The organism is Streptomyces sp. CNX435, assembly GCF_059570575.1.
In genome coordinates this window covers 390,947-403,957 of record NZ_JCANTA010000003.1, presented here as the reverse complement: position 1 = coordinate 403,957, position 13,011 = coordinate 390,947, and the positions used below count along the sequence as shown (strand labels likewise).

Below are 13,011 nucleotides of genomic sequence, written 5' to 3'. Positions count from 1 at the left end.
CCCGACGATGACCGCACGACTGGTCCTGATCACCGGCCACACCTTCGGCCGGCGCGCGTACGAAGGGGTGTTCGCCTCGTCCGCCTGCCTCGAAGGGCGGATCGAGGTGCCGCTGATGATCGGGCTGCCTGAGGAGCGGGCCGCCGGCACCGTGGGCTACGCGCAGGTCGCCGGCCTCGCGCGGGAGCAGGGTGCGGAGTTCGCCGCCGCGAAGGACGGCACGCTGCGGGAGCTGGCACCGGCGATACGGGCGTGCGAGCCGGACTACCTGCTGGTCGTCGGCTGGTCGCGGCTGGTGCACCCGGAGGTGGTGGACATCGCCCCGTACGGCGGCATCGGCATGCACCCCACGAAGCTGCCGCTGGGCCGCGGGCAGGCGCCGATCCCGTGGACGGTCATCAAAGGGCTGCGCAGTACGGCGCTTTCGGTGTTCTTCCTGGAACCGGCGGCGGACACCGGGCCGGTGATCGCGCAGTACGACATGGAGGTACGGGCCCGGGAGACGGCGTCGTCGCTGTTCCACCGGATGGCGCAGACGCACTTCACCGCCGGTCTTGAGCTGGCCCCCGCGCTCGCGGAGCGCCGGGTGCGCGGCGCGGTGCAGGACCCGGCGGCGGCGACGCGCTGGCCCAGGCGGCGCCCGGCGGACGGGCGGCTGGACCACGCGATGACCGCCGACGAGGCCGACGCCCTGGTACGCGCCCTTCTCGGCCCGTACCCGCGCGCCTTCGTCTCCGTGGGCGACACGGACTACCCCGTACGCGCCGCCCGCCTGCTCCCCGGCCCGGCGGACCCGGCCGACGCGCGGCGCGCGGAGGTGCACGCGACACACATCCTCTTCGGCTGCCGCGGCGGCGTTCTGGAGCTGATCCGCGACCTGCCCTGACCACCTGACCACCTGACCCACCCGCGCCCGAGCGCGGCCGTCCGCACCCCGCAGGGGCGGTCGGAGCACCGGTTGACCACCGGCGCTCCGGCCGCCCCTGCGTGTGTCCGCGCTGGGTCGTCCGGGGGAAATCCATGTTTCCTCCCTTGACGGCCTCGGGGTGACGTGCCTAGCGTGCTTGATAACACATTCTCAGACAGTGATAACCCGATCGGCCAACTCCGGTGTCGTCCCGATGCGCGGAGAGGAGCTTTTCCATGGAATCCATGGGGATTTCAGCGCAGGGTATCGCAATGCGTTTCGCTCGGCGCGAGCAGGAACAGACGGTCCTGGAAGACCTGGACCTCGACATCACCCCCGGTAGCTTTGTCACGCTGCTCGGCCCCTCCGGATGCGGCAAGAGCACACTGCTGAAAATTCTGGGCGGCATTCTCGAACCCACCGAGGGCGCGGTGCGGATCGGCGGGCAGCCGGCCGCGGACGCGGTCAAGGGCCGCGGCATCGGCCTCGTTCCGCAGCGGCCCGCGCTGCTGCCGTGGAAGTCCGCGCTGCAGAACGCGAGCATGCTGCGGCAGATCGCCGCCGGCGAGCGCGCCGCAGACGCCGCCCCCGCGGCGCGGCGGGCGCTGGAGCTGGTCGGCCTCGGTGCGGCGGAGGACAAGCTGCCGCACGAGCTGTCCGGCGGCATGGCGCAGCGCGTGTCCATCGCCCGGGCGCTGGCCATGGACCCGGCCATCCTGCTGATGGACGAGCCCTTCGGCGCGCTGGACGCCATCACCCGGGACGAGATGAACCTGAAACTCGCCGAGATCTGGGCGACGACCGGCAAGACCGTCGTCTTCGTCACCCACTCCATCGCCGAGGCGGTCTTCCTCTCCGACACCGTGCACGTGATGGGCCTGGACCGGGGCCGCTTCCTGGAGAGCCTCGACGTCGCCCTGCCCCGGCCGCGCACCCGCGAGGTGCTCGACGACCCGGTGTTCACCGAGTACACGGGGCGGCTGCGCGGCCACCTGGAACCGAAAGCGACGGTCTGACATGGTGCTTGCACAGGACGACGTGAAGAAGCCGGCCGGGCGGCGCCCGGCCGGCGGTCCGGCCCGCGGCGGCGTGGTGCGCTCCTGGCTCTGGCGCGTCTGGCCCAGCTTCGCTGTGTTCGTCGCCGGCTTCGTGCTCTGGGAGCTGGCCGTCGAGGTCTTCGGCATCTCCAGCTTCGAGCTGGCCAAGCCGAGCGAGTTCCTCGCGGAGATGTGGCACTCGCGCGACATGCTGTGGGACGCCACCTGGGTCACCACCCAGGAGATCGTCTACGGCTTCGTCCTCAGCTTCGCCATAGGCGTCCTGATCGCCGTGCTCATCGTCCGCTTCGGCTGGCTGGAGCGGGCCCTGTATCCGCTGATCGTGCTCTTCCAGGTCGTCCCCAAGATCGCCCTGGCGCCGATCTTCATCCTCTGGTTCGGCTACGGCCTCGCGCCCAAGCTGCTGCTCATCGTGGTGATCACGTTCTTCCCGATCACCCTCAACATGATCGTCGGCCTCAAGGCCATCGACCAGGACCTGCTGCTGCTCATGCGGTCGGTGGGCTCGTCGCGGAACCAGATCCTCACCCGCATCCAGATCCCCACCTCACTGCCGTACCTCTTCGCCGGCATGCGCATCGCGATCACCCTCGCCGTCATCGGTGCGGTGGTCGCGGAGTTCTCCGGCGCGGAGAACGGCCTCGGCTATCTCATCCAGTTCGCTTCGACGCAGCTGGACACCCCGCTCATGTTTGCGGCCCTGACCCTCGTGTCCCTGCTCGGCCTGATCCTCTATTACGGGATGTCGCTGCTGGAGTTCGTACTCGGCAAACGCTTCCCGCACATCACGGCCGACACCACCCGTTGATCCGGCTTTGCATTCTCCCTCCTGCACTAGGAGCCCTTCATGTACCCCTCGGGAAAGAAAATCAGGCAGAGTAGGAAAACCGTCGCCGGTATCGCGGGTGCCACCACCGCGGCGCTGATTCTCGCCGGCTGTGGCGGCGACTCCGGCGGCGACTCCGCCGACGGCGGACTCGACAAGGTCAGCGTGCAGCTCGACTTCCAACTCCGCGGCAACCACGGCATGTTCTACGTCGCCGACGAACTCGGCTACTTCGAGGACGAGGGCATCGACGTCGAGGACATCAAGACCGGCACCGGCTCGCCCGACGCGCTGCGCATCGTCGGCACCGGCCGCGCCGACTTCGGCTTCGGCGACCTGCCGTCGCTCGTCACCGCACGCTCCCAGGACGTGCCCGTCACCACCCTGGCCGCCGTCAACCAGACCTCGCCGCTGGCCATGTGCACGGTCAAGGACGAGAACCGGCTGGAGTCCATCGACGACCTCGAGGGCATGACCGTCGGCATCCACGCCGCCGGCTCGACGTTCATCTTCTACCAGGCGCTGCTCGCGGCCAACGGCCTGGAGCGCGGCGACCTCAAGGAGGTCAGCGTCACCCCGCCGTACGAGAACTACCTGATCCAGGGCAAGGTCGACACCGTCCCCTGCTACATCGACGCCGAGGTGCCGCTGCTGGAGGAGGCCGCCGGCGGCCCGGGCTCGCTCGACGTGCTGCTCGGCTCCGACCACGGCTACGAGGGCTACGGCTCCGGCCTGTTCACCAGCGACGACATGGTCGAGAACAACCCTGACCTGGTGCAGCGCTTCACCAACGCCTTCCTCAAGGCATTCGACTACGTGGCGAAGAACCCGGACAAGACCGCCGAGATCCTCGCCGATTCCTCCCCGGAGCTGCGCGACCAGGCCGACCTGTTCGAGCAGCAGCTGCAGGCCGACATCGACCACACCTTCACCAGCGACGTCACCGAGAAGCAGGGCCTCGGGGCGATGGACCCGCAGGTGTGGCAGGCGACCATCGACACCCTCGCCGACCAGGACGTGCTCAAGGGCGACACCCCCGAGGTCAAGGACGTCTACCAGGAGAAGTTCGTCGAGAAGGCCGCGAAGTCCGGGGCGGCGTCCGGCAGCGGGGACGGCGCCGGGGACGACGCCGACAACTGAAGCGGCAGCCGGCCGCCCCCGGACGGCCGGCCCGACGAGTGAGAGCGGAGCTATGGAAACCACGGTTGACAGGCGCGGGCGCCACGCGGAGGTGTCCGGCGCGGGGTTCGCGGGGCTGACCGCCGCCGCGGCGCTCGCCCAGCGCGGGTGGTCGGTGCGGGTGCACGAGAAGGGGACGGAGCTGCGCGAGCAGGGGGCCGGCATCGTCCTGTGGCACAACAGCCTCAAGGTACTCAAGGCGATCGGCGCGTACGAGGCGGTGCTGGCGGACTCGATGACGCCGCCGTACTACGAGACCCGCTTCCAGCACGCGACCGTGTCCCACGAGGACTTCGGCGGCCTGCCCTGGCGCACCATGACCCGGCCGTACCTGCACCAGTGCCTGCTGGACGCCGCGCTCGCGGCCGGCGTGGAGATCCGTACCGGCTCCGAGGTGGTGGCCGCCGACCCGCGCGGCCGGGTCACCCTCGCCTCCGGCGAGACCCGGTACGCCGACCTCGTCGTCGGCGCCGACGGGGTGAAGTCGAAGGTCCGCGACTCCATAGGATTCGAGCAGGAGCGCTGGAAGTCCCGCGACGGGATCACCCGCTTCCTGGTGCCGCGCCACCGGGCCGAACTCGGGCCCGGCGAGTGGGACAACGTCATCGACTTCTGGAACCTCGAACCCCGCTACCTGCGGGTGCTCTACGTGCCTTGCAACGACCGCGAGCTGTACATCGCCCTCGGCGCGCCCCGCGCCGACGAGGAGGGCAGCCGTACCCCCATCGACCTGGACCTGTGGACGTCGGCGTACCCCGAGCTGACCCCCGTCCTGCAGGCCGCCGCGACCGCCGCGGACCCCCGCTACTACGGCTACGAGACCACCGCCGTCGCCGAGTGGCGCCGCGGCGCCGTCGCCCTCGTCGGCGACGCCGCCCACGCCATGCCCCCCGCCCTCGCCCAGGGCGCCGGCTGCGCGATGGCCAACGCCTACACCCTCGCGGTCGCCGCCACCGAGGCCGCCGACGGCGAGATCGACGAGGCCCTGGCCCGCTGGGAGGAGCTGGAGCGGCCCTTCACCGACCGCTGCCAGCGCCGCTCCGCCGACTTCGCCGCCACCCGCGCGATGTCCGAGGGCAACCAGTTCACCCTGGAGAACCTCGAAACCGCCCTGTACGACCCGACCAACCCCAACCGCCACGCCCTGTCCGTCGTGCGGAGCTAGAAGGACGAGAAGGAGACCACCCTGATGACCCCCGAGGAACAGGTGACGAAGGACTACCGGGTGCGGCGCTGGGTCGGCCTGGTCGAGGAGACGCTGCACGAGAACGGCCCGGTCGCCGCACGGCCGTTGGTCAAGGCGGTCTGCGGCGTCGTCATCGAGAACCCATTCGCCGGACGGTACGCCGACGACCTGTCGGCGCTCACCGCGCCGAGCGCCGCGCTGGGGACGGCGCTCGGCCGGCGGGCCGCGGCCCTCCTCGGCGACGCGCCGGTGGAGAGCTACGGCAAGGGCGGCCTGGCGGGGCTGGCCGGCGAGCAGGAGCACGTCGTCGCCTGCGTCACCACCGTCTTCGGCAACGCGCTGCGCGAGGCCGTCGGCGGCGGGGCGGCGTGGATCTCCTCGGCGACCAAGACCGCGTCCGCCGGCGCGAGCCTGGACATCCCGCTGGCGTACAAGGACGAGGTGTACGTCCGCTCTCACTACGACGCCGTCACCGTCTCCGTACCCGACGTGCCACGCCCCGACGAGCTGTTCGTCTGCGTGGCCGTCGCCAGCCGCGGCCGGGTGCACGAGCGCGTCGGCGGCCTGACCGTGGCCGAGGCGCGCGCGCAGGCCGCGTCCGGGTCCGCCCGGTGAGCAGGAGGTAATCCGATGCAGACCAGCGATGCCCTGTACTCCCAGGACGACTCCGTCGCCAACGTGCTCGACGACCTCGCCAGGGCCCACCGGATCCTGGAGATGGAGGGCCACGGCGACATGTCCATGGGCCACCTGTCGTACCGCGACCCGCACGGCCGCGGGCTGTGGCTCAAGCGCGGCAACCTCGGCATGGAGGAGGTACGCGCCGGCGACTACATCCTCATCGACTTCGACGGCAACGTCCTCGAAGGCCAGGGGCTGCGCCACCTCGAATGGCCGCTGCACGCCGAGATCATGCTCGCCCGGCCCGACGTGAACGTCGTCGGCCACTCGCACCCGTTCCAGGCCACGGTCTTCGGCGCCGGCCGGGCGCGGATCGAGCCGGTGAACAACCACGGCGTGTGGTTCGCCGAACACGGTGTCCCGCGCTTCGACGCGACCAGCCACATCATCACCACCCAGGAGCTGGGCAGGGACCTCGCCCGGGTCCTCGGCCCGGCCGACGCCGTGCTCCAGGCCAACCACGGCGCCTCGTTCACCGGCCGCAACGTCCGCGACGCGACGCTCGCCGGGATCTTCCTGGAGAAGGCGTCCGCCTTCCAGCTCGCGCTGGCCGCCTCCGGGCTGCCGTACGACCCGCCGGACGCGGACGAGAGCGTCGAGAAGAACCGCCGCATCTACCCGGAGCGCGCCCGCGACAACTACTGGATGTACTTCAACCGCAAGCTCGACCGGCTCGAAGCCGCCCGCTGAGCCCACCGCCGCAGCCTCAGCGCCACAGCACAGCACAGCACCGCACGAGAGGAACCACCGTGAGCATTCCCACCACCAGCGCCGTCCTCGGTTCGGGGAGCATGGGGCCCGGCATCGCCGCGCTGCTCGCCCGCTACGGATCCGACGTACGGCTCTACGACGTCAGCGAGGAGGCCCTGGCGCGGGCGGAGGGGATCTGCGCCGGCGTCGTCGCGCACCTCGACCGCCTCGACGTGCCGGTGACGCCCGGCGGCTCCGTCAGCTTCGAACGCGACCAGGCGAAGGCGCTCGACGGCGCCGACCTCGTCATCGAGGCGGTGCCGGAGCAACTGGAGCTGAAGAAGACGGTGCTCGGCCAGGTCGAGGCCGTGGTGCGCGACGACGCGGTCATCGCGACCAACACCTCCGGCATCCCGATCTCCGACATGGCGGTGGACATGGCCCACCCCGAGCGCCTCATCGGCATGCACTGGTCCAACCCGCCGCATCTCATCCCGATGATCGAGGTCGTCAGGGGCGAGCGCACCGACGCCGCCGTCGAGGACCGGCTCGTCGGCATCGTCAAGGCGTTCGGCTACGAGGCGGTGGTCGAGAAGGAGGTGCCCGGCTTCGTCGAGAACCGCGTGCTGTACGCCGTGCTGCGCGAGTGCATGGCCCTCGTCGAGGAGGGAGTGGTCTCCCAGCGCGACCTGGACACCGTCGTGAAGTGGGGCGTCGGCTACAAGCTCGCCGTCATCGGCCCCATGCGGCTGGTCGACATGGCGGGCCTGGACATCTACCAGGCCGTCGGCTCCTACCTCAACCGCGACCTGTCCGCCGAGTCCGGCGTCTCCTCCCTGGTCACCGAGCTGACCGCCGAGGGCAGGCTCGGCATGAAGACCGGCGGCGGCCTGTACGAGTACGGGGAGGGCGAAGTCGCCGCCAAGCGCGCCGACATCGTCGACGGGCTGGTGAGCGTCCGCAAGGCGCTCTCCGCGATCAAGCCGGTGTGAGCGGGGCGGAGCCGACCGTGAACCGCCAGCCGCAGCCGGCAGAACCGGCGCCGCACGTACCGTCCGCGACACACCCCGCGGCACATCCCGCGGCACATCCCGCGGCGCGGCCTGTCGTGCCGCCGGGCCTGCGGCGCGTGCGCGCCGGGGAGGTCGAGCTGTGCGTACGCGACGCCGGAGCCGGCCCGGCGGTCGTGCTGCTGCACGGCACCTCCGCCAGCCTCGGCGTCTGGGACGCGGTCGTCGAGCGGCTCGGCGCCGCGGTCCGGACCGTCGCCGTCGACCAGCGCGGCCACGGCCGCAGCGGCAAGCCCGCCACCGGCTACGACGCCGCCGCGTACACCGCCGACGTGCTCGCGCTGGTCCGCGCGCTGGACTGCGGCCCGGTGGTGGCCGTCGGCCACTCCCTCGGTGCCCGCAACGCCGTGGTGCTCGCCGCCGGGCACCCCGACGTGGTCGCGGGCGTCGTCGCCGTGGACTACACCCCGTACGTCGAGCCCGCCGTGCTCGACGCCCTGGAGACGCGGGTGCGCGGCGGCGACCGCGCGTTCGCCTCGGGGGCCGACGTGGAGACGTACCTGCGCGAGCGCTACCCGCTCCTGCCCGCCGACGCCGTCCGCCGCCGGCACCGCTACGGCTACGCGCCGGCCGGCACCGGCACCGGCGCGGTGCTGCGCCCGCTCGCTGACCCCGGGGCCATGGTCCGCACCGTCGACGGCCTGCGGCGCGACTTCGCCGCGCAGGCCCGCGCCGTCCGCGTCCCCGTCACCCTGCTACGCGGCGAGCACAGCGCGATCGTCTCCCCGCGCGCCTTCGCCGCCACCCGCGAACTGCGCCCCGACTTCCGCGCCGTGGAACTCCCCGGGCTCGACCACTACGTGCCCGAGGAGGACCCGAAGACCGTCGCGGACGAGATCGTCCGCATGCTCGACCTGACGACGGGCCGGACCGGCCCGCGGCCCGCCACCGAGAGGACGTAGAGCCATGCCCCTCAACATCAAGGACCTCGCCGTCGCCGCCCGCGGCTTCGGCCCCGGCGAGCGGATCCCGGACCGGCACGCCGCCGGCCACGGCAACGCCGCCCCCGAGGTCGAGATCACCGGAGTCCCCGCCGGCACGGCCGAACTCGCGCTGATCGTCCACGACCCGGACGCGCCGCTGCCGCACGGCTTCACCCACTGGGTGGTCTACGGCATCGACCCGGCCGCGCCCGCCGTGTCCGCCGCGGGGCGGGGCCACACCGTCCGCGAGGGCCCGAACTCCCTCGGGGACAAGGCGTATTCGGGACCCCAGCCGCCGCCGGGGCACGGCACCCATCACTACTATTTCTGGGTGTACGCCCTCGACACCCCGGTCGCGGGCGAGCCGTCGCGCGAGGAGTTCCTGAGCGCGTACGGCGACCGCGTCATCGAGCAGAACCGGCTCGTCGGCACGTACTCCGCCTGACGCACCCGGGGCCACACCACGAGCACAGAAGGGCGAGCACATCGTGTCAGAAGGGCGGGAGCGGACCCCCGGCGTGGACAGCGCCAGGAGGGTGCTGAAGATCCTTCTTCTCTTCACCGAGAAGGGGCCGGAGCTGAGCGTGGAGGAGATCGCGCACTCCGTCGGGATCTCGGTCCCCTCCGCCTACCGGTTCGTCTCGCTGCTGCGCGAGATGGACATGGTGGAGGACAACGGCGGTGGCACGTACGTGCTCTCCCCGCGGATCTTCCTGCTCGCCCGCAGCGCGGAGCAGGCGTTCCCGGTCTCCCGGGTGCTCCGCCCGTTCGTCGAGCGGCTGTCGAAGGACACAGGCGAGGCCGCGCTGGTGATCCGGCGCGTGGGCGACTTCGCGACCTGCGTGGAGATGAGCCACCCCGAGCACACGATCCGGCTGTCGTTCGAGCCGGGGCAGATCATGAGCCTGCACCGCGGCGCCGGGCCCAAGGTGCTGCTGGCGTCGATGGGCGAGGCGTGGGCCCAGCGCTACTTCGAGCGGCTGCGCCCCGCGCCGTCGCCCGCGGAGCGGGACGCGGTGCTGGCGGAGGTGCAGGCCGTGGCCGCGCAGGGGTGGTCCAAGAGCGAGGCGGAGGTCGACGAGGGCGTGTGGGCGGTCGCGGCGCCGATCGGGGTGGGCGAGAAGGTGGTCGCCGCGGTCACGGTCGCCGGGCCGCACTTCCGTATCGACGACGAGCGCGCCGAGCACATCACGGAGCGGGTCGTGGCCGCCGCGGCGGAGCTGTCCGACTCGCTCAGCACCTGGCGGCGCTAGCGCCGTCAGCCGCCGGGTACGGTCCCCATGAGGGCCGCGAAGGCCGCCGGGTCGGCGTCGAAGCCGTGCACGACGGGGCGGAAGCGCCAGGTCCCCGACTCCTCGCGGACGAACTCCGCGACGGTGGCGGCGGTGGCTTCCGCGACCCCCGCGAAGTCGTCGGCGGCCAGCTCGGCATGGCCCTCGCGGACCTGCACGGCGGTGCCCGCCACCGCGCCGAAGGTCAGCCGCCCGGCGCCCTGCTGGATCGCGACACCGACGACGACGCGGGCGTACGCGGCGGACAGGCGCGCGAACTCCAGGGTCAGCACCTCGTCGGCGCCGAAGCCCTGGCCGGTCTGGCTGTGCCGCTGCAGGGTGATCGTGCCGTCGGGGGAGCGGCTGTCGAAGTGCACCAGGTAGGCCGGCTCGCCGCGCGGGTCGTCGGCGGAGTACGTCGCCGCGATCAGGTCCAGGTCGTGGGGCGGTGCGCCGAGGGGACTGGGGTCCCACTTCAGCGCGATCTCGACCTTGCCGACACCCCTGTTGAGACCGGTCACCGGGCTCCCCTCTCCCGTACTTCTGTGCGCTCCTGACACATGACACAACTGCCCGGCTCGGTAGGCCGGTTGCCCCTATCGTGTCACGTCCCGCCGGGCGCGGGAGCGGCGTGCGGGGGCGTGGGGCGGCACGCGGACGGCGGGAGCGCCCGGCTGCCGCGGGGGAGCGCCAGCGGCCGTACGGACCGCCTTGCGCCGCGGTTACACCAGAGGACCGGTCCACTGGCGGCGCGGCGCCCGTTTGACCGTGCGTGGGCGGCACGTCACGCTCGGGCCGTCCGCCACGCGTGTCCCCCGGCGGGCTCTCGGCACCCGTACACCACCCCCACATGGCACTTCGGACCGGGCTCCGGGCACAGTCTCGGCTCCTACTCGCCCGCCCCGGCGCCGGCCGGCATGCCGTAGGCGTCCGCGATCAGTTCGTACGAGCGCAGCCGCGCCTGCGGCCCGTGCACGTTCGTGGTGAGCATCAGCTCGTCGGCGCCCGTGCGCTTCTGCAGGTCGCCCAGGCCGGTGCAGACCTCGTCCGGGGTGCCGTGCACCACGTTGCCGATCCAGGAGTCGGCGAACTCCCGCTCCAGGGGGCTGAACTCGTAGCGCTCCGCCTCCTCGGGCGAGGGCACCAGACCGGGCCGGCCGGTGCGCAGCCGCAGCATGCTCAGCGCTCCGGCGGCGACCTGCCGTCGCGCCTCCCGCGCGTCCTCGGCGGCCAGCACCGAGACGCCGATCAGGGCGTACGGGGCCGAGAGCACGGCCGACGGCCGGAACGCCTCGCGGTACAGCTCCAGCGCGGGGCCGGTGTGCTGCCCGGCGAAGTGATGGGCGAAGGCGAACGGCAGGCCCAGCTCCGCGGCGAGCCGGGCGCTGAACATCGACGAGCCCAGCAGCCACACCGGCGGCCGGTGCAGGGACTGCACCCCGCCGGCCGCCGTGCCCTGCACCGGGCCCGGCACGGCGTGGATCCCGCGGTACGGGTGGCCGTCGGGGAAGTCGTCGTCGAGGAAGCGGATCAGCTCCGCGAGCGCTTGCGGGAACTCCTCGGCGCCCTCGTGCAGCCGCTCGGTGCGGCGCAGCGCCGCCGCGGTCGCGCCGTCCGTGCCGGGCGCCCGGCCCAGGCCCAGGTCGACGCGGCCCGGGGCCAGCGCCTCCAGCGTGCCGAACTGCTCGGCGACGACGAGCGGCGCGTGGTTGGGCAGCATCACGCCGCCGGAGCCGAGCCGGATGGTCCCGGTGTGCGCGGCCAAGTGCGCCAGGATCACGGCGGGGGAGGAGGAGGCGACGCCGGGCATCGAGTGGTGCTCGGCCACCCAGTAGCGGGTGAAGCCGCGGGCCTCGGCGAGCCGGGCCAGCGCGACCCCGGTGCGCAGCGCGTCGGTCGCGGTGTACCCGGCGCCCACGGTCGCCAGGTCCAGCACGGACAGCGGCACGGGGGCCGAGCCGCGCACCCGGCCCCGTATCTCGTCCTGCGCGTTGGGTGCCGTCACGTCCGGTGCCGCCACGTGTTTCTCCTCGTCGTCCGGTGCCTGCGGGCCTTCCCCATGCGGACAACATGAGGAGGGCTCCGTATTCCCGGGCTCCCGTGCCCCCGTGTTCCCGGGACTTACACAGACCCGAAATGCTGCGTTCACAAACCTTCGTGACAAGGCATTTCCTCTTCCCACGGGGGCGTTTCCGACGTGCCTGTCACCGATTTCCGGTCGCGGTGCCCGCCGCGGCTCGAACTCCTGCCCGCCGCCCGCGCTAGGGTGTTCGACCTGCGGCGGAGCAGGGAGTCGGGGTGCGCATACAGCAGCTGGAATACGTGGCCGCGGTGACCCGTTTGGGCTCTCTGCGGCGCGCCGCGGAATCGCTGCACCTCTCGCAGCCGGCGCTCAGCGAGACCGTACGGAACCTGGAGCGCGAACTCGGCGTCGACCTGCTGGACCGGCGCCGCTCCGGCGCCCGGATCAGCGACGCGGGCCGCGAGCTGCTACCGCACATCGCCGCCGTCCTCGACGCCGTCGACCGGCTCCGCCGGGCCGCGGACGAGCAGCACCGGGTCAGCCGGTCGATACGGATCGGCACCTGCGGCGCGGTGGCCGCGCCACTGCTCGCGCCGGCCGTACGGGAGTTCCGCGCCGCCCATCCGCAGACCGGGGTGGAGATCGTCGCCGGGCCCGAGGAGGCCGTGCACCGCGGGCTGGTCGAGGGCGGGCTCGACCTGGGCCTCGTCGTCCGGCTCGCGGGCGACGACCCGTACCCCGACCTGCACGCCGCCGAACTGCTGCGCGGCCGGCCGGTGGTGTGCCTGGGCCCCGGCAGCCCGCTGGCGGAGCTGGACGAGATCGGCGTCGTCGAGCTGCTCGCCGAGCCGCTGATCGGTGTGCGGTCCGGCTGTCTCGTACGCCGGCTGCCGCACCGCCTCGGCGCCGCCCTGCCGCCGGTCCCCGCGTACGTGGCCGACACCCCCGAGTCGGCGAAGCAGCTGGTCGCCGAGGGGCTGGGGGTGACGGTGCTGCCGGACTTCGGGGTCGTCGGCGATCCGCTGGACCGGCACGGCGCGCTCACCTGGCGATCCCTGGCCGGTGCCGCGGTCCCCGACGTCCACCTGATGCTCTGGCGCAGCCGTACCCGGGTGGCGCCGCCGGCCGCCCGCGAGCTGCACGACGCCCTCGCCGCAGGCGTCGCGGCGGCCCGGCCCGTCCCGACCTGAGACACGT

The 13,011-nt window shown here is 72.6% G+C and carries 14 protein-coding genes; 12 read left to right on the top strand and 2 right to left on the bottom strand.

Annotated features, from left to right (window positions below):
- Positions 1 to 7 precede the first annotated feature (7 nt).
- From T328_RS08205 to T328_RS08155, 11 genes are all read left to right on the top strand, one after another.
- On the top strand, positions 8 to 886 hold the full coding sequence (locus T328_RS08205; protein ID WP_496495227.1) for a methionyl-tRNA formyltransferase: 879 nt from the start codon (positions 8 to 10) through the stop codon (positions 884 to 886).
- 293 nt (positions 887 to 1,179) lie between these two features.
- Positions 1,180 to 1,923, top strand: coding sequence for an ABC transporter ATP-binding protein (locus tag T328_RS08200; protein ID WP_496495226.1), 744 nt, complete (start codon positions 1,180 to 1,182; stop codon positions 1,921 to 1,923).
- A gap of 1 nt (position 1,924) precedes the next feature.
- Complete coding sequence (locus T328_RS08195) at positions 1,925 to 2,773, top strand: ABC transporter permease (RefSeq protein ID WP_496495225.1); 849 nt, start codon at positions 1,925 to 1,927, stop codon at positions 2,771 to 2,773.
- A gap of 39 nt (positions 2,774 to 2,812) precedes the next feature.
- Positions 2,813 to 3,931, top strand: coding sequence for an ABC transporter substrate-binding protein (locus T328_RS08190; RefSeq protein WP_496495224.1), 1,119 nt, complete (start codon positions 2,813 to 2,815; stop codon positions 3,929 to 3,931).
- Positions 3,932 to 3,983: 52 nt separating this feature from the next.
- On the top strand, positions 3,984 to 5,135 hold the full coding sequence (locus T328_RS08185) for an FAD-dependent oxidoreductase (RefSeq protein ID WP_496495223.1): 1,152 nt from the start codon (positions 3,984 to 3,986) through the stop codon (positions 5,133 to 5,135).
- Between the two features lie 24 nt (positions 5,136 to 5,159).
- Positions 5,160 to 5,771 carry an amino acid synthesis family protein gene (locus tag T328_RS08180; RefSeq protein WP_496495222.1) on the top strand — a complete coding sequence of 204 codons (612 nt, stop codon included), beginning with the start codon at positions 5,160 to 5,162 and terminating at the stop codon, positions 5,769 to 5,771.
- A 15-nt stretch (positions 5,772 to 5,786) separates the two neighbouring features.
- Positions 5,787 to 6,527, top strand: coding sequence for a class II aldolase/adducin family protein (locus T328_RS08175; protein WP_496495221.1), 741 nt, complete (start codon positions 5,787 to 5,789; stop codon positions 6,525 to 6,527).
- Positions 6,528 to 6,586: 59 nt separating this feature from the next.
- Positions 6,587 to 7,519: a 3-hydroxyacyl-CoA dehydrogenase NAD-binding domain-containing protein gene (locus T328_RS08170; protein ID WP_496495220.1), complete on the top strand. Its 933-nt coding sequence runs from the start codon at positions 6,587 to 6,589 to the stop codon at positions 7,517 to 7,519.
- 137 nt (positions 7,520 to 7,656) lie between these two features.
- Positions 7,657 to 8,499, top strand: a complete 843-nt coding sequence (locus T328_RS08165; RefSeq protein ID WP_496495219.1) for an alpha/beta fold hydrolase — start codon at positions 7,657 to 7,659, stop codon at positions 8,497 to 8,499.
- A gap of 4 nt (positions 8,500 to 8,503) precedes the next feature.
- Positions 8,504 to 8,965 carry a YbhB/YbcL family Raf kinase inhibitor-like protein gene (locus tag T328_RS08160; protein ID WP_496495218.1) on the top strand — a complete coding sequence of 154 codons (462 nt, stop codon included), beginning with the start codon at positions 8,504 to 8,506 and terminating at the stop codon, positions 8,963 to 8,965.
- A gap of 43 nt (positions 8,966 to 9,008) precedes the next feature.
- On the top strand, positions 9,009 to 9,773 hold the full coding sequence (locus tag T328_RS08155) for an IclR family transcriptional regulator (RefSeq protein ID WP_496495217.1): 765 nt from the start codon (positions 9,009 to 9,011) through the stop codon (positions 9,771 to 9,773).
- Between the two features lie 5 nt (positions 9,774 to 9,778).
- On the opposite strand, the gene T328_RS08150 is transcribed toward T328_RS08155, so the two are convergent.
- Together T328_RS08150 and T328_RS08145 are read right to left on the bottom strand one after the other, a co-directional pair.
- Positions 9,779 to 10,312 (bottom strand): TerD family protein, encoded by a 534-nt coding sequence (locus T328_RS08150; protein WP_496495216.1) that lies wholly within the window; start codon positions 10,310 to 10,312, stop codon positions 9,779 to 9,781.
- 368 nt (positions 10,313 to 10,680) lie between these two features.
- Positions 10,681 to 11,811, bottom strand: coding sequence for an LLM class flavin-dependent oxidoreductase (locus tag T328_RS08145; protein WP_496495215.1), 1,131 nt, complete (start codon positions 11,809 to 11,811; stop codon positions 10,681 to 10,683).
- A 278-nt stretch (positions 11,812 to 12,089) separates the two neighbouring features.
- Between T328_RS08145 and T328_RS08140 the strand changes: the two genes are divergently transcribed.
- Entirely contained in the window at positions 12,090 to 13,004 is a 915-nt protein-coding gene (locus T328_RS08140; protein WP_496495214.1) for a LysR family transcriptional regulator, read from the top strand.
- The last annotated feature ends 7 nt before the right edge of the window (positions 13,005 to 13,011 follow it).